15 protein-coding genes and 1 tRNA gene are annotated in these 20405 nt (G+C 68.3%); 4 read left to right on the top strand and 12 right to left on the bottom strand.

The genetic code is table 11. The annotated features are described in order from the left end of the window. Positions 1-189 precede the first annotated feature (189 nt). Together ACFQ36_RS11250 and rpoB are read right to left on the bottom strand one after the other, a co-directional pair. Positions 190-4080, bottom strand: coding sequence for a DNA-directed RNA polymerase subunit beta' (locus ACFQ36_RS11250; protein WP_377013626.1), 3891 nt, complete (start codon positions 4078-4080; stop codon positions 190-192). 110 nt (positions 4081-4190) lie between these two features. Next, positions 4191-7709: a DNA-directed RNA polymerase subunit beta gene (gene rpoB / locus ACFQ36_RS11245; protein ID WP_377013625.1), complete on the bottom strand. Its 3519-nt coding sequence runs from the start codon at positions 7707-7709 to the stop codon at positions 4191-4193. A gap of 499 nt (positions 7710-8208) precedes the next feature. Here rpoB and ACFQ36_RS11240 point away from each other — a divergent pair, with 499 nt between their 5' ends. Both ACFQ36_RS11240 and ACFQ36_RS11235 read left to right on the top strand, forming a co-directional pair. Then, the gene (locus tag ACFQ36_RS11240) at positions 8209-9450 is read left to right on the top strand and encodes an acetyl-CoA C-acetyltransferase (protein ID WP_377013623.1); all 1242 of its coding nucleotides are present in this window, start codon (positions 8209-8211) and stop codon (positions 9448-9450) included. A 71-nt stretch (positions 9451-9521) separates the two neighbouring features. Then, positions 9522-10028 (top strand): aminoacyl-tRNA deacylase, encoded by a 507-nt coding sequence (locus tag ACFQ36_RS11235; protein ID WP_377013621.1) that lies wholly within the window; start codon positions 9522-9524, stop codon positions 10026-10028. 139 nt (positions 10029-10167) lie between these two features. On the opposite strand, the gene rplL is transcribed toward ACFQ36_RS11235, so the two are convergent. The 8 genes from rplL to ACFQ36_RS11195 all read right to left on the bottom strand — a co-directional run bounded on the left by rplL (position 10168) and on the right by ACFQ36_RS11195 (position 16246). Continuing rightward, entirely contained in the window at positions 10168-10548 is a 381-nt protein-coding gene (rplL, locus tag ACFQ36_RS11230; protein WP_377013619.1) for a 50S ribosomal protein L7/L12, read from the bottom strand. An 86-nt stretch (positions 10549-10634) separates the two neighbouring features. After that, positions 10635-11198 carry a 50S ribosomal protein L10 gene (gene rplJ / locus ACFQ36_RS11225; RefSeq protein WP_377013617.1) on the bottom strand — a complete coding sequence of 188 codons (564 nt, stop codon included), beginning with the start codon at positions 11196-11198 and terminating at the stop codon, positions 10635-10637. Positions 11199-11533: 335 nt separating this feature from the next. Continuing rightward, a complete protein-coding gene (locus ACFQ36_RS11220) occupies positions 11534-13150 on the bottom strand; it encodes a glycoside hydrolase family 10 protein (RefSeq protein ID WP_377013615.1) in 1617 nt (538 codons plus the stop codon). A gap of 201 nt (positions 13151-13351) precedes the next feature. Then, positions 13352-14059 (bottom strand): 50S ribosomal protein L1, encoded by a 708-nt coding sequence (gene rplA, locus ACFQ36_RS11215; RefSeq protein ID WP_377013613.1) that lies wholly within the window; start codon positions 14057-14059, stop codon positions 13352-13354. Between the two features lie 227 nt (positions 14060-14286). Further along, the gene (gene rplK / locus ACFQ36_RS11210; protein ID WP_377013611.1) at positions 14287-14715 is read right to left on the bottom strand and encodes a 50S ribosomal protein L11; all 429 of its coding nucleotides are present in this window, start codon (positions 14713-14715) and stop codon (positions 14287-14289) included. Positions 14716-14851: 136 nt separating this feature from the next. Continuing rightward, positions 14852-15697: a transcription termination/antitermination protein NusG gene (nusG, locus tag ACFQ36_RS11205; protein ID WP_377013609.1), complete on the bottom strand. Its 846-nt coding sequence runs from the start codon at positions 15695-15697 to the stop codon at positions 14852-14854. 75 nt (positions 15698-15772) lie between these two features. After that, positions 15773-16042, bottom strand: coding sequence for a preprotein translocase subunit SecE (gene secE / locus ACFQ36_RS11200; protein ID WP_377013607.1), 270 nt, complete (start codon positions 16040-16042; stop codon positions 15773-15775). Positions 16043-16173: 131 nt separating this feature from the next. Next, a tRNA-Trp gene (locus ACFQ36_RS11195) sits at positions 16174-16246 on the bottom strand. 228 nt (positions 16247-16474) lie between these two features. Here ACFQ36_RS11195 and ACFQ36_RS11190 point away from each other — a divergent pair. Continuing rightward, positions 16475-17695, top strand: coding sequence for a pyridoxal phosphate-dependent aminotransferase (locus ACFQ36_RS11190; RefSeq protein WP_377013605.1), 1221 nt, complete (start codon positions 16475-16477; stop codon positions 17693-17695). Between the two features lie 81 nt (positions 17696-17776). On the opposite strand, the gene ACFQ36_RS11185 is transcribed toward ACFQ36_RS11190, so the two are convergent. Then, positions 17777-18427 (bottom strand): LuxR C-terminal-related transcriptional regulator, encoded by a 651-nt coding sequence (locus ACFQ36_RS11185; RefSeq protein ID WP_377013603.1) that lies wholly within the window; start codon positions 18425-18427, stop codon positions 17777-17779. Continuing rightward, entirely contained in the window at positions 18424-19701 is a 1278-nt protein-coding gene (locus ACFQ36_RS11180; protein ID WP_377013601.1) for a PspC domain-containing protein, read from the bottom strand. Before ACFQ36_RS11180 ends, ACFQ36_RS11185 begins: the two co-directional genes overlap by 4 nt. Before the next feature lie 125 nt (positions 19702-19826). Between ACFQ36_RS11180 and ACFQ36_RS11175 the strand changes: the two genes are divergently transcribed. After that, positions 19827-20405: PspC domain-containing protein (locus ACFQ36_RS11175; protein WP_377013599.1), on the top strand; the 579-nt coding region annotated here is incomplete at its 3' end.

The raw sequence follows: 20405 nt of genomic DNA, 5'->3' as shown, positions 1-20405 counted from the left end.
CGCGTCCCGGGCCACCGCGAAGGCGTCCAGCCTGGCGCGGGCCATGGCATGATCCTAGGCCGCGGCCGGCCTCCGGGCCAGCGGCCGCCCCAACGCAGGCGCCCCCTGCACCCGAAGGTGCAGGGGGCGCCTGGTTACCCGGAGCGGGTTCCGCAGAACCCCTGGAGTGGGGCGCGAGGGCCCCACTCTCTAGCGGTATTCGTTGCCGATGTCGTAGTCATCCAGCGGGATGGCGTGGAACTCCGGCGACAGGCCGCCGTCGACACCCGGGTAGTCGAAGTCGCTGAACGCGCTCGGGCCGGTGAACAGGTTGGCCTTCGCCTCCTCGGTCGGCTCCACCGCAATGTTGTTGTAGCGGTCCAGGCCGGTACCGGCCGGGATGAGCTTACCGATGATGACGTTCTCCTTCAGGCCCAGCAGCGGGTCGCTCTTGCCCTCCATCGCCGCCTGGGTCAGCACCCGGGTGGTCTCCTGGAAGGAGGCCGCGGACAGCCAGGACTCGGTGGCCAGGGAGGCCTTGGTGATGCCCATCAGCTCGTCGCGGCCGTTCGCCGGCTGCTTGCCCTCGGAGACCGCCTTGCGGTTCTCCGCCTGGAAGCGGCTGCGTTCGGCCAGTTCGCCCGGCAGCAGGTCCGTCTCGCCGGACTCGATAACGGTGACGCGGCGCAGCATCTGGCGGACGATGACCTCCACGTGCTTGTCGTGGATGCCGACGCCCTGGCTGCGGTACACGCCCTGGACCTCGTCCACCAGGAACTTCTGCGCCTGGCGCGGGCCGAGGATGCGCAGCACCTGCTTCGGGTCCTTGGCACCGGTGACCAGCTGCTGGCCGACCTCCACGTGCTGGCCGTCCTCGACCAGCAGGCGGGCACGGCGCAGCACCGGGTAGGCGATCTCCTCGGAGCCGTCGTCGGGGGTGACGATGACGCGCATCTGGCGCTCGCCGTCCTCGATGCGGATCCGGCCGGCCACCTCGGACAGCGGGGCGACACCCTTGGGGGTCCGGGCCTCGAAGAGCTCCTGGATACGGGGCAGACCCTGGGTGATGTCTTCCGCGGAGGCGACGCCGCCGGTGTGGAAGGTACGCATGGTCAGCTGGGTACCGGGCTCGCCGATGGACTGGGCGGCGATGATGCCCACGGCCTCGCCGATGTCCACCAGCTTGCCGGTGGCCAGCGAGCGGCCGTAGCACAGGGCGCAGGTTCCGACGGCGGATTCGCAGGTGAGCACGGAGCGCACCTTGATCTCGGTGATGCCGGCGTTGAACAGCTTGTTGATCAGCACATCGCCGACGTCGGAACCGGCCGCGGCCAGCACGTTGCCTTCGGAGTCGAGCACGTCCGTGGCCAGCGTGCGGGCGTAGGCCGAGTTCTCCACGTCCTCATGCAGGCGCAGTTCGCCGTTGGCGTCCGCCACCGCAATCGGGGTGACCAGGCCGCGCTCGGTGCCGCAGTCCTCCTCGCGCACGATGACGTCCTGCGACACATCCACCAGGCGGCGGGTCAGGTAACCCGAGTTGGCGGTACGCAGCGCGGTATCGGCCAGGCCCTTGCGGGCACCGTGGGTGGCGATGAAGTACTCCAGCACCGACAGGCCCTCGCGGTAGGAGGACTTGATCGGACGCGGGATGATTTCGCCCTTCGGGTTGGCCACCAGGCCGCGGATACCGGCGATCTGCCGCACCTGCAGCCAGTTGCCGCGGGCCCCGGAGGAGACCATGCGGTTGATGGTGTTGCCGGCGGTCAGGTTCTTGCGCATCGCGTCGGCAACCTCGTTGGTCGCCTTGTTCCAGATGTCGATCAGTTCCTGGCGCCGTTCCTCGTCGGCGATCAGGCCCTTGCCGTACTGGGACTCCACCTTGGCGGCCTGGGCTTCGTAGCCCTCCATGATGGCGGCCTTCTCGGCCGGCGCGGCGATGTCGGAGATCGCCACGGTCACCCCCGAACGGGTTGCCCAGTAGAAACCGGCGTCCTTGAGGTTGTCCAGCGTCGCCGCGGTGACGACCTTCGGGTAGCGCTCGGCCAGGTCGTTGACGATCGCCGAGAGCTGGCCCTTGTCCGCCACGCGCTCCACCCACGGATAGTCCGCCGGCAGGGTCTCGTTGAAGACCACCTGGCCGAGGGAGGTCTCGATCAGCGCCGGCTGGCCCGCTTCCCAGCCTTCCGGAGCCGGCTGGTCGGCGCTCGGCACGAAGCCGGGCACGCGGATCTTGATCACGGCGTTCAGGTGCAGCTCGCCGGCGTCGAAGGCCATGATGGCCTCGGCCGGGGACGAGAACACGCGGCCCTCGCCCAGGGCACCCTCGCGCTTGGTGGTCAGGTGGTGCAGGCCGATGATCATGTCCTGCGAAGGCAGGGTCACCGGCCGGCCGTCCGAGGGCTTGAGGATGTTGTTCGAGGAGAGCATCAGGATGCGTGCCTCGGCCTGGGCCTCGGGGCTCAGCGGCAGGTGCACGGCCATCTGGTCGCCGTCGAAGTCGGCGTTGAACGCACCGCAGACCAGCGGGTGCAGCTGCAGGGCCTTGCCTTCCACCAGCTGCGGCTCGAAGGCCTGGATGCCCAGGCGGTGCAGGGTTGGTGCGCGGTTGAGCAGCACCGGGTGCTCGGTGATGATCTCTTCGAGCACATCCCACACCTGCGGGCGGTAGCGTTCGACCATGCGCTTGGCGCTCTTGATGTTCTGCGCGTGGTTCAGGTCCACCAGGCGCTTCATCACGAACGGCTTGAACAGCTCCAGCGCCATCTGCTTGGGCAGGCCGCACTGGTGCAGCTTCAGCTGCGGGCCGACGACGATCACCGAACGGCCCGAGTAGTCCACGCGCTTGCCCAGCAGGTTCTGCCGGAAGCGGCCCTGCTTGCCCTTGAGCATGTCGGACAGGGACTTCAGCGGACGGTTGCCCGGACCGGTGACCGGACGGCCGCGGCGGCCGTTGTCGAAGAGCGAGTCCACAGCTTCCTGCAGCATGCGCTTTTCGTTGTTGACGATGATCTCCGGCGCGCCGAGGTCCAGCAGCCGCTTCAGGCGGTTGTTGCGGTTGATCACGCGGCGGTACAGGTCGTTCAGGTCCGAGGTGGCGAAGCGGCCGCCGTCGAGCTGGACCATCGGGCGCAGTTCCGGCGGGATCACCGGGACGGCGTCCAGCACCATGCCCAGCGGCGAGTTGGTGGTGGTCAGGAACGCGTTGACCACCTTCAGGCGCTTCAGGGCGCGGGTCTTGCGCTGGCCCTTGCCGTTCTTGATCACATCGCGCAGTGCCTCGGCCTCGGCCTCCATGTCGAAGCTCTCGAGGCGCTTCTTGATCGCCTCGGCGCCCATGGAGCCCTCGAAGAACAGCCCGTAGCGGTCGCGCAGCTCGCGGTACAGGCCCTCGTCGCCCTCCAGGTCGGCGACCTTGAGGTTCTTGAAGCGGTCCCAGACCTGCTCGAGGCGGTCGATGTCCGCATCCGCGCGCTTGCGGATGTTGGCCATCTGCCGGTCCGCCGAATCGCGGGCCTTCTTCTTGTCGGCGGCCTTGGCACCCTCGCCCTCGAGCCGGGCCAGCTCGTCCTCGAGGTCGCGGGCGACGGCGGCGATGTCGGCATCGCGCTGGTCCGCCATCTGCTTCTTCTCCAGGTCGTGCTGGACCTGCAGGTTCGGCAGTTCCTCGTGGCGGCGCTGCTCGTCCACGCTGGTGATCATGTACGCGGCGAAGTAGATGACCTTCTCCAGGTCCTTCGGCGCCAGGTCGAGCAGGTAGCCCAGGCGGGACGGAACGCCCTTGAAGTACCAGATGTGCGTGACCGGGGCGGCCAGCTCGATGTGGCCCATGCGCTCGCGGCGGACCTTGGCGCGGGTGACCTCGACACCGCAGCGCTCGCAGATGATGCCCTTGAAGCGCACGCGCTTGTACTTGCCGCAGTAGCATTCCCAGTCCCGGGAGGGGCCGAAGATCTTCTCGCAGAAGAGGCCGTCCTTCTCGGGCTTGAGCGTGCGGTAGTTAATGGTTTCCGGCTTCTTGACCTCGCCGTAAGACCAGTCGCGGATTTCTTCCGCGGTGGCAAGGCCGATTCGCATGAGGCCGAAGGAGGATTCGCTGGACATTTGGTCCCTGTTCTCTCTTGTTCTCTAAATCTGAATGTCTACGTCGGGTTACGGGAAGAAGGGCGCGGCTGCCGGGCCGGCGTCCGCGGGACGCCGGCCCGGCCCAGGCCTCAGACCTCTTCGACAGAACTCGGCTCGGCCCGCGAGAGGTCGATGCCCAGCTCTTCCGCGGCCCGGAAGACTTCATCATCCGAGTCACGCATTTCGATCGTGGTGCCGTCCGTGGAGAGCACTTCCACGTTCAGGCACAGCGACTGCATTTCCTTGATCAAGACCTTGAAGGACTCCGGAACACCGGGCTCCGGAATGTTCTCGCCCTTGACGATCGCCTCGTAGACCTTCACGCGGCCGTGGATGTCGTCGGACTTGATGGTCAGCAGTTCCTGCAGGGTGTACGCCGCGCCGTAGGCCTCCAGGGCCCACACTTCCATTTCGCCGAAGCGCTGGCCGCCGAACTGCGCCTTACCGCCCAGCGGCTGCTGGGTGATCATCGAGTACGGGCCGGTAGAGCGCGCGTGGATCTTGTCGTCCACCAGGTGGTGCAGCTTCAGGATGTACATGTAGCCCACCGAGACCGGGTCCGGGAACGGCTCGCCGGAGCGGCCGTCGAACAGCCGGGCCTTGCCGGAGGAGCCGATCAGCCGCTCGCCGTCGCGGGTCGGGTTGGTCGCATCCAGGAGGTTGGTGATCTCGTTCTCGCTGGCGCCGTCGAACACCGGGGTGGCAACGGTCGTCGGGCCGGTCAGGCGCGGCAGGTTGGGCAGGTTCTTGACCCACTCCGGGTCGCCTTCGATGTTCCAGCCCTGCTTGGCGGCCCAGCCGAGGTGGATTTCCAGCACCTGGCCCACGTTCATACGGCCCGGGACGCCCAGCGGGTTCAGCACGATGTCCACCGGGGTGCCGTCCTCGAGGAAGGGCATGTCCTCGATCGGCAGGATCTTGGAAATGACGCCCTTGTTGCCGTGGCGGCCGGCGAGCTTGTCGCCGTCGGTGATCTTGCGCTTCTGGGCCACATAGACGCGGACCAGTTGGTTCACGCCCGGGGGCAGCTCGTCGTCGTTGTCGCGGTCGAAGATGCGCACGCCGATGACGGTTCCGGACTCGCCGTGCGGAACCTTCAGGGACGTGTCGCGCACTTCGCGGGACTTCTCGCCGAAGATGGCGCGCAGCAGGCGCTCCTCCGGGGTCAGCTCGGTTTCGCCCTTCGGGGTCACGCGGCCGACCAGGATGTCCCCGGCCTCGACCTCGGCACCGATGTGGATGATGCCGCGCTCGTCCAGCTGGGAGAGCACTTCCTCGCTCACGTTGGGGATGTCGCGGGTGATTTCCTCGGCACCGAGCTTGGTGTCGCGGGCGTCGACCTCGTGCTCCTCGATGTGGATGGAGGTCAGCAGGTCGTCCGAGACGACGCGCTGGGACAGGATGATCGCATCCTCGTAGTTGTGGCCTTCCCAGGACATGAACGCAACCAGCAGGTTCTTGCCCAGCGCCAGCTCGCCCTGGTCCGTGGACGGGCCGTCGGCGATGATGCTGCCGACCTCGAGCCGCTGGCCCTCGGCGACCAGCACCCGCTGGTTGTAGGCGTTGCCCTGGTTGGAGCGGGCGAACTTCATGATCGGATAGTGCGTGACGGTGCCGTCGTCGTTCAGGGTCGTGACCAGGTCGGCCGAGACCTCGCTGACCACCCCGGCCTTGGCGGCAACCACGGAGTCGCCGGCGTCGATCGCGGCGTAGCGCTCCATGCCGGTACCGACCAGCGGGGCCTCCGAACGCAGCAGCGGCACGGCCTGGCGCTGCATGTTGGCACCCATGAGCGCACGGTTGGCGTCGTCGTGCTCGAGGAACGGGATCAGGGCGGTGGCCACGGACACCATCTGGCGCGGGGACACGTCCATATAGTCGACCTCGTCGGCCGGGGTCAGCACCGGCTCGCCGCCGCCGCCGCGCTCGCGGCTGAGCACGAGTTCCTCGACGAAGTGGTTGTCCGCGTCCAGCGGCGCGTTCGCCTGGGCGATCACGCACTCGATCTCGTCGTCGGCGGTCAGGTAGTCGATCTGGTCCGTGACGACGCCGTCGATCACCTTCCGGTACGGCGTCTCGATGAACCCGAAGGCGTTGATCCGGCCGTAGGAGGCCAGCGACCCGATCAGGCCGATGTTCGGGCCTTCCGGGGTCTCGATCGGGCACATGCGGCCGTAGTGCGACGGGTGCACGTCGCGGACCTCCATGCCCGCGCGGTCGCGGGACAGGCCGCCGGGGCCCAGCGCGGAGAGGCGGCGCTTGTGGGTCAGGCCGGCCAGCGGGTTGTTCTGGTCCATGAACTGGGACAGCTGGGAGGTTCCGAAGAACTCCTTGATCGCTGCCACCACCGGGCGGATGTTGATCAGGGTCTGCGGCGTGATCGCCTCCACGTCCTGGGTGGTCATCCGCTCGCGCACCACGCGTTCCATGCGGGACAGGCCGGTGCGGACCTGGTTCTCGATCAGTTCGCCCACGGCGCGGATGCGGCGGTTGCCGAAGTGGTCGATGTCGTCGATCTCGACGCGGATCTCGTGATCCTGCCCGTCGCGCCGGCCCATGATGGTCTTCTCGCCGGCATGCAGGGCAACCAGGAACTTGATCATCGCGACGATGTCGTCAATGTTCAGCACCGAGGCGTCGGCGTCGTCCAGGGACTTGTCGATGCCCAGCTTGCGGTTGATCTTGTACCGGCCGACCTTGGCCAGGTCGTAGCGCTTCGGGTTGAAGTACAGGTTGTCCAGCAGCGCCTGCGCGGCCTCGACCGTCGGCGGCTCGCCCGGACGCAGCTTGCGGTAGATGTCCAGGAGCGCGTCTTCCTGGGTCTCGGTGGTGTCCTTCTCCAAGGTGGCGCGGATGGAGTCGTACTCGCCGAAGGTCTCCAGGATCTGGCCCTCGGTCCAGCCCAGGGCCTTGAGCAGCACGGTGACGGACTGCTTGCGCTTGCGGTCCAGGCGCACGCCGACCTGGTCGCGCTTGTCGATCTCGAGCTCGAACCACGCGCCGCGGGAAGGAATGATCTTGGCGGTGAAGATGTCCTTGTCGCTGGTCTTGTCCGCAGTGCGCTCGAAGTAGGCGCCCGGGGACCGGACCAGCTGGGACACGACCACGCGCTCGGTGCCGTTGATGACGAAGGTGCCCTTCTCGGTCATCAGCGGGAAGTCGCCCATGAACACGGTCTGCTGCTTGATCTCGCCCGTGTTGTTGTTCATGAACTCGGCCTTGACATACAGCGGAGCGGCGTACGTGGCGTCGCGGTCCTTGCATTCGGCCATGGTGTACTTCGGGTCCGCGAACTCCGGATCGGAGAAGCTCAGGGACATGGTGCCCTGGAAGTCCTCGATCGGGGAGATCTCTTCGAAGATGTCCGCGAGGCCGGAAGTGGTGGCCACGCCCTGGCGGCCCTCCTCCAGAGCCTTCGCGACCCGCGCCTTCCAACGCTCGTTCCCAACCAGCCAGTCGAAGCTGTCGGTCTGAAGGGCGAGGAGATTCGGAACGTCCAGCGGTTCGTGAATCTTGGCGAATGAGATCCTGCGGGCTGCGCCGTCGTTGGACGACGCGTCAAGCAGGCTGTTAGCGGTATCAGTATTAGAGGTGCTCGAGGCGACCAAGAGGGATCCTTCCACAGACCTTCAGGCTTGTCCTGCGCTTCCGCACCGCCGGTGCCGCGGGGCACCGGTCCAACCTGGTGGATCCGCTATATGATCCATGCCCGCCCGAATTCCCGTTAAATACAGGAAGGCGTGGCAGAGCCCACCGCTATATGAAGGCCGAAGGTTAAGAGGGAAGACGCAAATAACAAGATTATCCCGTCCGACCAATATTGTCCAGTAGCGGGCACAATAGCGCCTTCTCCCCCGATTCGGCAAGCCCCAATTTCCTCCGGGCCTGCCGCAGGCGTGTCGCGGATCCCGTCTCCCCGGTACCGGCCCGCCGGCAACACCCTTCATCCTACACGCCCGGACCTGCGGGGCGGCGGGATCATTTCGCCGGCACCATGCGTTATGTCTTGATGTGACGCCGGGCACGCCGCGCCGGTAACCTGTACGCGGGCGAAGTCCGGCCCGCACCCAGCAACAGCATCAACGACGAAAGCGAGCGGGATTCCAGATGACACAGAACCTGGCGCCGGCCCCGGGCAACCGGGAGGACCGGGCGAACGGGGCCAGCCGCGACGATGTGGTGATCCTCGGCGGGGCCCGCACCCCCACCGGCCGGCTGAACGGCCAGCTGGCCGCCTTCTCCGCGGTCCAGCTGGGATCCAAGGCCATCGCCGCGGCGATCGACCGCTCGGGCATTAGCCCGGACCAGGTCGACGCCGTCATCATGGGGCATGTGGTCCAGGCCGGCGCGGGCCAGAATCCGGCCCGGCAGGCCTCCATCGGAGCGGGACTGGGCTGGGATGTGCCCACCGTGACCGTCAACAAGGTCTGCCTCTCCGGCCTGGCCGCCGTCACGGACGCCGCCCGGCTGATCCGCTGCGGCGAGGCCGAGGTGGTGATTGCCGGCGGGCAGGAGTCCATGACCAACGGCCCGCACCTGCTGCCCGGCTCCCGGCAGGGCTGGACCTACGGGAACATCACCGCGCTGGACTCCGTCGCCCACGACGGGCTGACCGACGCCTTCGACCACGAATCCATGGGCGCCTCCACCGAGCGGCGGAACACCGAGCTGAAGATCGGCCGCAGCGCGCAGGACGAGGTGGCCGCGGCGTCGCCGGCGAGCGCCGCCGTCGCCACCGGGGCCGGCATCCTGGCCGAGGAGATCGTCCCGGTGGCGGTCTCGCAGCGCAAGGGCCCGGACCTGCAGGTGGCCGAGGATGAAGGCATCCGGCCGCAGACCACCGTGGACACGCTGGCGCCGCTGCGCCCTGCCTTCGCCGCGGACGGAACGATCACCGCCGGCAATTCGTCGCCGCTGTCCGACGGCGCCGCCGCCCTGGTCCTGGCGACCCGGGGCTTCGCCGAGGACAACGGGCTGCCGTGGCTCGCCGTCGTCGGCAAGCCGGGGCAGGTGGCCGGGCCGGACACGTCGCTGCAGTCCCAGCCCTCCAACGCCATCAACCAGGCGCTCAAACGCGCCGGCTGGACCGTGGCCGAGCTGGACTTCATCGAGATCAACGAAGCCTTCGGCGCCGTGGCGGTGCAGTCGCTGAAGGACCTGGACTACCCGCTGGCCAAGTGCAACCTCCACGGCGGGGCCATCGCGCTGGGCCATCCGATCGGGGCCTCCGGGGCCAGGCTGGCGCTGCATGCCGCCTACGAGCTCAAGCGCCGCGGCACCGGAAGGGCGGCCGTGGCCCTGTGCGGCGGCGGCGGCCAGGGCGAAGCACTGCTGCTCTCCCGCGACTGAAGGTTCCGCAGCCGCCGGCCCGGTTCCCGGGCCGGCGGAATACCTGCGGCCTTCGAGTCCTTGAACACACCATGGGGACGGACACGGGCAGGGACGGCACGGGGCCGCAGGCGGCGGGATTGCAGCGGTTCCTGGCCGGCGCCCGCCGCCTCGGGCTGCAGATCGAGGTGGCCGAACGGCCCCGGGCGCGCGGCCTGCACGAGGCGGCGCAGCTGCTGGGCATCGGCCCGGAAGACATCGTGAAGTCCCTGGTGGTCAGGCACAAGGACGGGTCCTTCCTGTTCGCGCTGGTTCCCGGCGGCCGGCAGATTTCCTGGCCGAAGCTGCGCGCCCTGCTGAACGTCAACAAACTCTCGCTGCCGACGGCGGAGGTGGCCTTCGAGGCCACCGGCTACCGGCGCGGCACCATCACCCCGGTGGGCAGCACCACCGCCTGGCCCGTGTACGCGGACGCCGGCATCGCCGGCCGGCGGATTTCGCTGGGCGCCGGCGACCACGGCTACTCGGCCTTCGTGGCCGCCGACGAACTGATCGCCGCCCTCGGGGCCGTCGTGGCGGACATCAGCGATCCGGAGTAGTGCCGCCCGGAACGGGAAGACGCGGCAGGAAGTCCCGCAGGGTATTCCCGTTCCGAGGCGAATCCGGCGTCAGCCGGTGCGGAGACACGAAAGGGCCCCGCACTCGCGTGCGGGGCCCTTTGCGGTAAAGCAGGAGGTCTTACTTGAGGGTGACGGTGGCGCCGGCAGCCTCGAGAACTTCCTTGGCCTTCTCGGCGGCTTCCTTGTTGGCGCCTTCGAGGACAGCCTTCGGAGCGCCGTCGACCAGGTCCTTGGCTTCCTTCAGGCCCAGGGAGGTCAGCGCGCGGACTTCCTTGATCACTGCGATCTTCTTGTCGCCGGCAGCTTCGAGGATGACGTCGAATTCGGTCTTCTCCTCGGCGGCGGCCTCGGCAGCGCCACCGGCGGCCGGACCGGCCACGGCAACGGCAGCAGCGGTGACGTCGAAGGTCTCCTCGAAGAGCTTCACGAAGTCGGAGAGCTCGATGATGGTCAGTTCCTTGAAAGCTTCGATGAGCTCTTCGTTGGTGAGCTTCGCCATGATGGCGTCCTTCCTTTTCGGGTGGTGCCGTCCGGGCCGTTCAGGGCTGCCGGACGAGCACCGGGAGTTGGGGGTGGAGAAGAGGATCAGGCCTCTTCGGTAGCAGCCTCGGCCGGGGCCTCGGCCGCCTCTGCGGCGGGAGCTTCTTCGGCCGGAGCCTCGCCGCCGTTCTCCTCGAGCTTGATGCGCAGGGCGTCGACAGTGCGGGCCAGGGCGGACATCGGAGCCTTGAGGACACCGGCCACACGGGCCAGCTGGAACTCGCGGGACTCGAGAGCGGCCAGCTCCGCAACACCGGAAGCGTCCAGGGACCTGCCCTCGAAGAAACCGGTCTTGATGATCAGCTGCGGGTTGGACTTTGCGAAATCCGTCAGGGACTTGGCTGCTGCAACGGCGTCACCCTTGATGAAGGCGATTGCAGTCGGTCCGGCAAGCTGGCCGTCGAACGCGTCGATGCCGGCTTCCTTGGCCGCAATGCCCGTCAGGGTGTTCTTCACGACCGAGAACTTGGTGTCCTGGCCAAGAGAAACACGCAGCTCCTTGAGCTGTGCAACGGTAAGCCCGCGGTATTCGGTTAGGACTGCAGCGTTGGATTCCTTGAAATCAGTGGTGATCTCGGTAACCGCTGCCACCTTGTTTGGCGTTGCCATAACCCTCCTTCCGGGGAATAGTGCCGGCGTGTCCGGCCGCGTGCAATAAAAAACGCCCCGGGCAGATGCACGGGGCGGAATCCGGCAGGCGCATGCGCGCGCACCGAAGTTGCTTCGTTCACCTGCGCAGGCCGTCCCGGGCACGGGACTTTCGGTTGATTTTCGGGAAGAAACTCAACGACCGGCGGTCTTTGGTACTTCAAGCTTACGGGACGGCACCGCCACAGGCAAAACCGCGCGTTGCCCCGGGGAGAACCTCCGGTCGCGGCATGGTCCCCGCCCCGGGGCTCCGGGAACTTCCCGGTGAATGGCGGATGCCCCCGGCCCGCCGGGGTTCAGGCCCGGATAAAGATGGCCGAGGCCCCGGAGGATTCCACCATGGTGTCGCTCAGCGCCACGACCACGTACCAGTAGGTCCGGCCGCGCACCGCCCCGGTATCGACGAAGCGCTCCGGATTGCCCCGCCGCCGGTGCACCTGCCGCAGGGCGCCGGCCTGCGAGGGAATGTACGCCATCGCCGCGCCGCTGGATTCCCACCGGTACACGGCGAAATGCCGCGGCACGGTTCCGGTCGTGGCGCCCCGCCACACCAGTTCGACGCCGGTGCCGTTCCACCGGGCGCTGGCGATGACGGGCGTGTAGGGTCGCCCGGCGCCGCGCTGGGACATGACCGGGGTCATCGCCACCCGCCGGTAGTACTTGTTCTTCACCTGCGTGATGGCCCCGAGCTTGTTGGCGCGCACCGACGTGGCGGAGAAATAGACCTGTCCCTTCACCGCCGCGGTGGCGCGGCACTTGGCGGTGTGGTTGTACAGCTGCCTGGCCTGCTGCCAGGCAGCGCCCTGGGCCGGGTCCCCCACCTTGTAGGCGGCCTCGCCGATGTAGAGCCGGACGTTGGTGCCGGCCACCTGCCCGGCCCACCAGTCCACCAGCACGTTGTAGTCGGCCGCGGCAAAGCCCTGATGCCAGTACAGCTGGGGCGCGATGTAGTCGACCCAGTTCTGCTTCACCCACTGGCGCGAGTCCGCATAAATGCCGTCATAGGCCTGGAAGCCGGAACTCGCCGAGCCGCGGCTGTCCGTGGCGCGGTTGCGCCAGATGCCGAACGGCGAAATCCCGAAGACCAGCCGGGGCTTGGTGGCCCGGATGCGGGCGGACAGGTCCCGGACAAAGAGGTTGACGCTGCGCCGGCGGAAGTCCGCCAGCGCCTCCCCCGGCGTGCGGTAGGCCTGGTAGGCGGCCGAGTCCGGGATGGCCCGCCCCGCCACCGGGTACGGGTAGAAGTAGTCGTCCAGGTGCACGCCGTCGACGTCGTAGCCGGCAACCACCTCGTTGACCACGCCGATAATAAAGCCGCGCACGGCCGGCAGGCCGGGGTTGTAGTACCGCCGCCCGCCGTACGGGAAGGACCAGGCGGGGTTCCGGCGGGCCGGATGCCAGGAGATCAGGTCCGTCAGGGGTTCGGCCATGCCGGCCCGGAAGGGGTTGAACCACACGTGCAGCTGCAGGTTCCGCGCGTGGGCCTGGGCGACGGCGTAGCCCAGCGGGTCATAGCCGGGGTTCCCGCCCTGCACGCCGGTCAGGTAGCGCGACCACGGTTCGCCCCGCTTCGAGGGCCAGAAGACGTCCCCGGCGGGCCGCACCTGCAGCAGCACCGCATTGAAGTTCAGGCTCCGGGCCAGGTCCAGCCAGCCGCGCAGCTCGGCCTGCTGGACGGATGCGGACAGCCCCGGCCGGGACGGCCAGTCGATATTGAGCACGGTGGAGAGCCAGAAGGCGCGGAACTCGTGCTTGGGCATGTCGGTGATCCGCGCGCGCTCGCGGGCCGTGATGGTGTACACGCGGTTGAGCACGGCTGCGCCGAAGGCCGGCGCGGCCGGTCCGGCCAGCGCCCCGGCGGCCACGCCGGCGGCCGTCCACGCCCCCGCTGCGGCGAACTGCCTGCGGCTCAAGCCCCTGCGCTGCCCGGGGCCGGACCCCGGGTGGGCGGATAAATTACCGGACATGGCCTGTGTCCCCCTGCTCGACCGCTACTGTAGCTCACAGGGTACGCCCGGCGGCCCGGCCGCGGGAGGGGCAAAAAACGGCAACGGCCGCAGCGCAATGCTGCGGCCGTTGCCGGTGGCGGCTGCCCGGTGGGCAGGCCCGGTCCCTTAGCTCTCGATGAGAACCTTGGTCACGTTCGGATCCACGGAGATGCCCGGGCCGAAGGTGGTGGAAACGGTTGCCTTCTGGATGTAGCGGCCCTTGGAAGCCGACGGCTTCAGGCGCAGGACTTCCTCCAGTGCGGCGGCGTAGTTCTCGGCCAGCTTGTTGGCGTCGAAGGAAACCTTGCCGATGATGAAGTGGAGGTTGGCGTGCTTGTCGACGCGGAAGTCGATCTTGCCGCCCTTGATGTCCGTGACGGCCTTGGCGACATCGGCGGTCACCGTGCCGGTCTTCGGGTTCGGCATCAGGTTGCGCGGGCCCAGGATCTTGCCCAGGCGGCCGACCTTGCCCATCAGGTCAGGGGTGGCCACGGCGGCGTCGAAGTCGGTCCAGCCGCCCTGGATCTTCTCGATCAGGTCATCGGAGCCCACGAAGTCGGCGCCGGCGTTGATGGCGGCTTCGGCCTTGTCGCCGGTGGCGAAGACCAGGACCCGGGCGGTCTTGCCCGTGCCGTGCGGCAGGTTGACGGTGCCGCGGACCATCTGGTCCGCCTTGCGGGGATCGACGCCCAGGCGGAAGGCCACCTCGACGGTCGCATCGAACTTGGAAGGATTGATCTCCTTCGCCAGGGCCACTGCCTCGGCCGGGGCGTACTGCTTGTCCGCCTCGATCCTGGCTTCAGCCGCCCTATATGCTTTGCTGCGCTTTGCCATCTGCTTTTTCTCCTTGTGCAGTTGTGGTCTGCGGACCGCGCCCGGCCCTGCCACAACGACGCCGGCTGCCACCTTCGGTGGCGGTGCACGCCGTCGTTATTTGGTTTTCTCTTGCGTTGTCTTGCCGCGGGTAATCAGCCCTCGGCGGTGCTGCATTGTCGAACAGCTGCGGTGCTTGCTGCCGGCGGGTGCCCCGTTCCCCGGGCCCGCCGTCCGCGAGTTCCCCGCTATTCGACGGTGATGCCCATGGAGCGGGCGGTGCCGGCGATGATCTTGGCCGCAGCCTTGATGTCGTTGGCGTTGAGGTCTTCCAGCTTGGTGCTGGCGATCTCCTCGACCTGGGCCTGGGTCAGCTTGGCAACCTTGACGGTGTGCGGCGTGGCCGAGCCCTTCTGCACGCCGGCAGCCTTCTTGATCAGCTCGGCGGCCGGGGGCGTCTTGGTGACGAAGGTGAAGGAACGGTCTTCGTAGACCGTGATCTCCACCGGGATCACGTTGCCGCGCTGGGCTTCCGTGGCGGCGTTGTACGCCTTGCAGAATTCCATGATGTTGACACCGTGCTGACCAAGCGCCGGGCCGATCGGCGGGGCCGGGTTGGCGGCGCCTGCCTGGATCTGGAGCTTGATGAGGCCGGTGACCTTTTTCTTGGGGGCCATATCGGGTCCTTCTCTCAAATGCGTACCGCGGGCACAGGAGCGTACCTGCGGCGGTTGGCCGCCATGGCGTGGCGGCCGCCCGCACAGTCCCGGCTAAAGCGTCACCGGTCTGCGCGAATTCTCATGGCACGGGCGGCTACTGGATCTTGGTGACCTGGTTGAAGGAGAGGGTCACCGGAGTCTCGCGCTCGAAGATGGTCACCAGGACCACCAGCTGCTGGGATTCGGGCTTGATCTCGGAGATCGTCGCCGGCAGGGTCTCGAACGGGCCGTCGTTGACGGTGACGGACTCGCCGACCTCGAAGTCCACCGACACCGGGGCGGCAGCGGCGGCCTTGGCGGGCTTGCCGGCGGCCGCCGGGGCAGCCACGGTGTGCTGCAGCATGGAGAACACCTCGTCCAGGCGCAGCGGGATCGGGTTGTGTGCGTTGCCGACAAAGCCGGTGACGCCCGGGGTATGGCGGACGGCGCCCCAGGAAGCGTCGGTCAAATCCATGCGGACCAGCACGTAGCCCGGGATGCGCACCCGGTTGACGATCTTGCGCGTGGTGTTCTTGATCTCCACGACCTCTTCCATGGGGACCTGGATCTCGTAGATGTAGTCCTCCATGTCCAGCGTCTGGATGCGGGTCTCCAGGTTGGCCTTCACACGGTTTTCGTAGCCGGCATAGGAATGGATGACGTACCAGTCGCCGGGCTGGCGGCGCAGCTTCTTCCGGAACGCCTCGACCGGATCCTCCTCGACGGCAGGCTCGGCTTCCTCCGGCACGGCGGCGGCCGCCGCCTCCCCGCCGGCCCCGGCGGCGATGGTCGCCTCGTCGGCGTCGGACTCGACCGCGGTGTCAGCGTCGCCGGCGGCGTCGGGCTCTGCTGCAACGGCGAAAGCCGGTGCCTGGTCGGCACCGGTCCCAGCAACCTGCTCCTCGGCTTCCAGATCCGGATTGTCTTCGGGATTCCGGGCTTCGAGTTCCTGGTCGGACACTTCGCTTCCTGCTTTCTTCTTCAGCTCTGTTGATTCGCGCGGCCCGCGGGCAGCCGGCACGCCAAGCAATGGGCGCTACTGTTCAGGCGCACCGTCACCGAAAATGAAGAATGCACCCTGACCGAACACCAGATCCAGTACCGTCACGATCAGCATCATGACAATCACGAAGCCGATCACCACGAGCGTGTAGTTCAGCAGTTCCCTGCGGGTGGGGGTAACGACCTTCTTCAGCTCGGCAATGACTTGGCGGATGAAGAGGACGATGCCGGCGAAGAATCCGCGCTTACCGGATTGCCTGCCCGAGGGGCTCCCCTTGGAGCTGCTGGCGGCCGTCTCGGTCAACCTGTGCCTCACTCATCTGGTCATGGCAGCCGCCGGACGCTTACCGCCGGGGCCTGCCCGCTTCATTGCCCGGCCGGCGCCTTATGCCGATCGCACTTCTGCTGCTCTACCGCACTCAAGACGGTTATGCGCAGGGCAGACAGGACTCGAACCTGCAACCTGCGGTTTTGGAGACCGCTGCGCTACCAATTGCGCCACTACCCTATGGATGCCGCCGGCCCGTCACAGGCACGGTCCAGCATGGTGTTTCAGCACCGGAGATCAAGTGTACGCCAAGTTGGCCCCCGACGTCGAACCGGACCTCCGTCTGCTTCCGCCGCCCGCGGATCCCTCCGTGCGGCGACGCTCCATTATGCACCATTTCTGCGGCGGGCCGGGCCCCAATCGCTAGACTGAATCCTGACCACGCTCCACTTCACAGACGGGACTCCCATGCCTGCCCAAGCGCGCATTTCGCAGCGGATCGCTTCCATCGCCGAATCGGCCACCTTGGCCGTGGACGCCAAGGCCAAGGCCCTGAAGGCCGCCGGGCGCCCCGTGATCGGCTTCGGCGCCGGGGAGCCGGACTTCCCCACGCCCGACTACATCGTGGAGGCGGCCGTCGAAGCCGCGCGCCAGCCGAAGTTCCACCGCTACTCCCCCGCCGGCGGACTGCCCGAGCTGAAGCAGGCCGTCGCGGCCAAGACGCTGCGGGACTCCGGGTACCAAGTGGATCCGGCCCAGGTCCTGATCACCAACGGCGGCAAGCAGGCGGTGTACGAATCCTTCGCGACCCTGCTGGATCCGGGCGACGAGGTGCTGCTGCCGACCCCGTTCTGGACCACCTACCCGGAGGCGATCCGGCTGGCCGGCGGCGTGCCGGTGGAGGTCTTCGCCGGCCCCGAGCAGGGCTACCTGGCCACCGTGGAGCAGCTGGAAGCCGCGCTGACCGAGCGGACCAAGATCCTGCTCTTCGTTTCCCCCTCCAACCCCACCGGGGCGGTGTACTCCCCGGAGCAGGTGCGCGAAATCGGGCAGTGGGCCGCGTCCAGGGACCTGTGGGTGGTCACCGACGAGATCTACGAGCACCTGACCTACGACGGCATGCCGTTCACCTCCATTGCCACCGCGGTGCCCGAGCTGGGCGACAAGGTGGTCATCCTCAACGGCGTGGCCAAGACCTACGCCATGACCGGCTGGCGCGTGGGCTGGATGATCGGCCCGCAGGATGTCATCAAGGCGGCCACCAACCTGCAGTCCCACGCCACCTCGAATGTGGCCAATGTTTCGCAGATGGCGGCGCTGGCCGCCGTCTCCGGGCCGCTGACCGCGGTGGACGAGATGAAGGTGGCCTTCGACCGCCGCCGCAAGGCCATGGTCACCGCGCTCAACGCCATCGAGGGCGTGGACTGCCCGACACCGAAGGGCGCCTTCTACGCGTACGCGGACGTCCGCAGCCTGCTGGGCAAAAAATTCCCCACCGCCGACGGGACGGTATCCCCGGCCACCTCGGCCGAACTGGCGGCACTGATCCTGGACACGGTGGAGGTCGCCGTCGTCCCCGGCGAAGCCTTCGGCCCGTCCGGCTACATCCGCCTCTCCTATGCGCTGGGCGACGAGGACCTGGCCACCGGCGTCGGGCGCCTGCAGGAGTTCCTCGGCGCCGCCAAGTAGGCAAACCGGCCTGCGTCCCACCGCCCGCGGCATCTCCTGCGGGCGGTGGGAGTCGGCCGCGCGGGGAACCGCAAACCGTCCCTACAGGATCCGGCGGTCCACGGCCCACCGGGTTAGCTCGTGCCGGGACGAGAGCTGGAGCTTGCGCAGCACCGCGGAGACATGGGTTTCCACCGTCTTGATGGAGATGAACAGCTCCTTGGCCACTTCCTTGTAGCTGTAGCCGCGGGCGATCAGGCGCATCACCTCCAGCTCCCGGGCCGAGAGCTTGTCCAGCTCGTCATCCACGGACGCCACCGCCGCGGTGCCGAAGGCATCCAGCACAAAGCCGGCCAGGCGGGGCGAGAACGCCGCGTCGCCGCCGGCCACCCGGACCACGGCGTCGGAAATCTCCGCACCGGAGACCGTCTTGGTGACATAGCCGCGGGCACCGGCCCGGATCACCGACACCACGTCCTCGGCCGAGTCGGACACGCTCAGGGCCAGGAACCGGGTGGCGGCCAGCAGGTCCGCGCACCCGCTGACCACCTCCGCGCCGCCGCCGCCGCGGCCCCCGGGCAGGTGGACATCCAGCAGCACCACCGCCGGGCGGTGCTCGTGGATGACCCTGATGGCCTCGTCCACCGTGGCGGCCTCGCCCACCACCTGCATCCGCGCGTCCAGGTCCGCCTTGAGCCCGGAACGGAAGATGGCGTGGTCGTCCACCACCACGATGCTGATGGGTCCGGTCATGATGCGGTTCCTTCCTCCACGTGTTCCAGGCTGAGCTGGACCTCGGTGCCGTTGCCGGTGTTGCGGATCCGGGCGGTGCCGCCGTGGCGCTCCATCCGGCCGATCAGGGATTCGCGCACGCCCAGCCGGTCCGCCGGGACCTCCTGCAGCTCGAAGCCGGGGCCGCGGTCCCGGACGAACACCTCGCTGCGCGCGGGGCCGGCCTCGACATAGACCGAGATGGGGCCGCCGGCGTGCTTGGCCGCATTCTGCACCGCCTCCCGGGTGGCCTGCACCAGGGCCTCGTGCCGCTCCGTCATGGCGGTATCCCCGACCGCGACGACGTCGACCGGGTGCCCGTAGGCATCCTCGATCCCCGCGGCCGTTTCCTTGATCCGGTCCACCAGGTTGCCGCGCCGGGTGCGGGAATCCCGGTAGAGCCATTCGCGCAGCTGGCGCTCCTGCGCCCGGGCCAGCCGCATCACGTCCTGCTCGCTGCCGGCCCGGTTCTGGATCAGCGCCAGCGTCTGCAGCACCGAGTCGTGCAGGTGCGCGGCGATTTCGGCCCGTTCCTGCTCCCGGATGCGCCCGCTGCGTTCGGCTTCCAGATCCCGCCAGTACTTCAGCACCCACGGCGCCAGCACCAGCAGCACCCCGGCCAGCACCGCCAGCGAGGCCAGCAGCGTCTGCCACATCAGCTCGAAGCTGTCCGTGCCGGAGACCAGGGTGAAAATGCCGACGACGACGAGCACCAGACCGGCCGCCAGCCGGACCGCCCCCCGGGCACCGGTGGCGCCGGCGCGGTCCATCAGGTCCGTCCGGCGCGCATCGTCAAGCTGCATCCAGGCGATGCCGGCCCCGCCTGCGATCGCCAGCAGGGGCAGCCAGGTGCCCCACGGCACACCGATTCCGGCCATCTGCAGGACGACGGCGGCCGCGGCCAGCAGCAGTGCCGCACCGGCTGCGATCTCCCGGATGCCGGGCCGGAACACGGGTTCCCGGGGGAAGCCGGCGCCGGCAGCGCGGCCGGAGCCGCGGGAGGAACCCTGCTGCAGGCCCCTGGGAACGCCAAGCCTGCGCGGGTTGAAGCTGCGCGCCCCGTTGCGCGCGTATTCATCCGCGGTCGGGACCAGAAGCCAGAGCCAGACGTACAGCAGCACGCCGGCACCGCCGGCCAGCGACAGCGCGACCATGCCGATCCGGCAGGCCGCCGCGGAGATGCCCAGGTGCCGGGCCAGGCCGGCACACACGCCCGCGACCACGCGGTCATGGGACCGGACCAAAGGTTCACGCATGGGTTAATCCAAGCACGCCCCGCATGGCTGCGGGCACCGCGCACGGCCGTTTCAGGGCTCCGTTCAGGGACGCTTCAGGGTAGGCCCCCATGGAAAGCGGCAGGCCGGCTTGGAAGGATCAAGACATGACTTCCGAACCTCCTGCCAATCCCCCAGGCAATCCTTCAGGGCAAGCTGCCGGACCGTCGCCGCAGGACCCCGGAACCCCGCAGAATCCCGGAACCCGCCCGCCGGCCGGCAACAGCTTCTTCGCCTGGGTGCGCAACCTGGGCATCGGCCGCGGCGAGGACAGGTGGATCGGCGGCGTGGCCTCCGGCATCGCCCGGCGGACCGGGCTGGACCCCATCCTGGTCCGCGGCCTGTTCATCCTGCTCGCCATCTTCGGCGGCGTCGGCGTCCTGGTCTACGGCGTGGCCTGGGCCCTGCTGCCGGAGCCGGATGGCCGGATCCACGCCGAGGAGGCCGGACGCGGGCACTGGAGCTCCGGCATGACCGGCGCGCTGGTCGTCACGGCACTGGGCCTGTTCAACCGCCCCTTCGGCATGTTCGGCCTGGACGGGGAATTCGATGGCGCGCTCTGGGCCCTGCTGTGGGTGGCGGCCGTCATTTTCCTGATCATTTGGCTGATCGGCCGCAGCCGGCAGCCCGGAAGGCCCGCGGACGGGCAGCATCCGCCCGGCGCCGCGCCGTTCGCCGCGGCGCCC

This window comes from Arthrobacter sp. GCM10027362 (assembly GCF_042679445.1).
GTDB lineage: Bacteria > Actinomycetota > Actinomycetes > Actinomycetales > Micrococcaceae > Crystallibacter.
The sequence above is the reverse complement of the archived record's forward strand: the minus strand, read 5'-3'. Positions and strand labels throughout refer to the sequence as shown.

Bases quoted from the DNA above. Each gene is read 5' to 3' on its own strand.
- rplA (WP_377013613.1), bottom strand. From the start codon at position 14,059: ATGGCAAAGCGCAGCAAAGCATATAGGGCGGCTGAAGCCAGGATCGAG.
- ACFQ36_RS11250 (WP_377013626.1), bottom strand. From the start codon at position 4,080: ATGTCCAGCGAATCCTCCTTCGGCCTCATGCGAATCGGCCTTGCCACC.
- ACFQ36_RS11180 (WP_377013601.1), bottom strand. From the start codon at position 19,701: ATGCGTGAACCTTTGGTCCGGTCCCATGACCGCGTGGTCGCGGGCGTG.
- ACFQ36_RS11235 (WP_377013621.1), top strand. From the start codon at position 9,522: ATGGGGACGGACACGGGCAGGGACGGCACGGGGCCGCAGGCGGCGGGA.
- ACFQ36_RS11190 (WP_377013605.1), top strand. From the start codon at position 16,475: ATGCCTGCCCAAGCGCGCATTTCGCAGCGGATCGCTTCCATCGCCGAA.
- rplK (WP_377013611.1), bottom strand. From the start codon at position 14,715: ATGGCCCCCAAGAAAAAGGTCACCGGCCTCATCAAGCTCCAGATCCAG.
- rplL (WP_377013619.1), bottom strand. From the start codon at position 10,548: ATGGCGAAGCTCACCAACGAAGAGCTCATCGAAGCTTTCAAGGAACTG.
- rplJ (WP_377013617.1), bottom strand. From the start codon at position 11,198: ATGGCAACGCCAAACAAGGTGGCAGCGGTTACCGAGATCACCACTGAT.
- ACFQ36_RS11185 (WP_377013603.1), bottom strand. From the start codon at position 18,427: ATGACCGGACCCATCAGCATCGTGGTGGTGGACGACCACGCCATCTTC.
- ACFQ36_RS11240 (WP_377013623.1), top strand. From the start codon at position 8,209: ATGACACAGAACCTGGCGCCGGCCCCGGGCAACCGGGAGGACCGGGCG.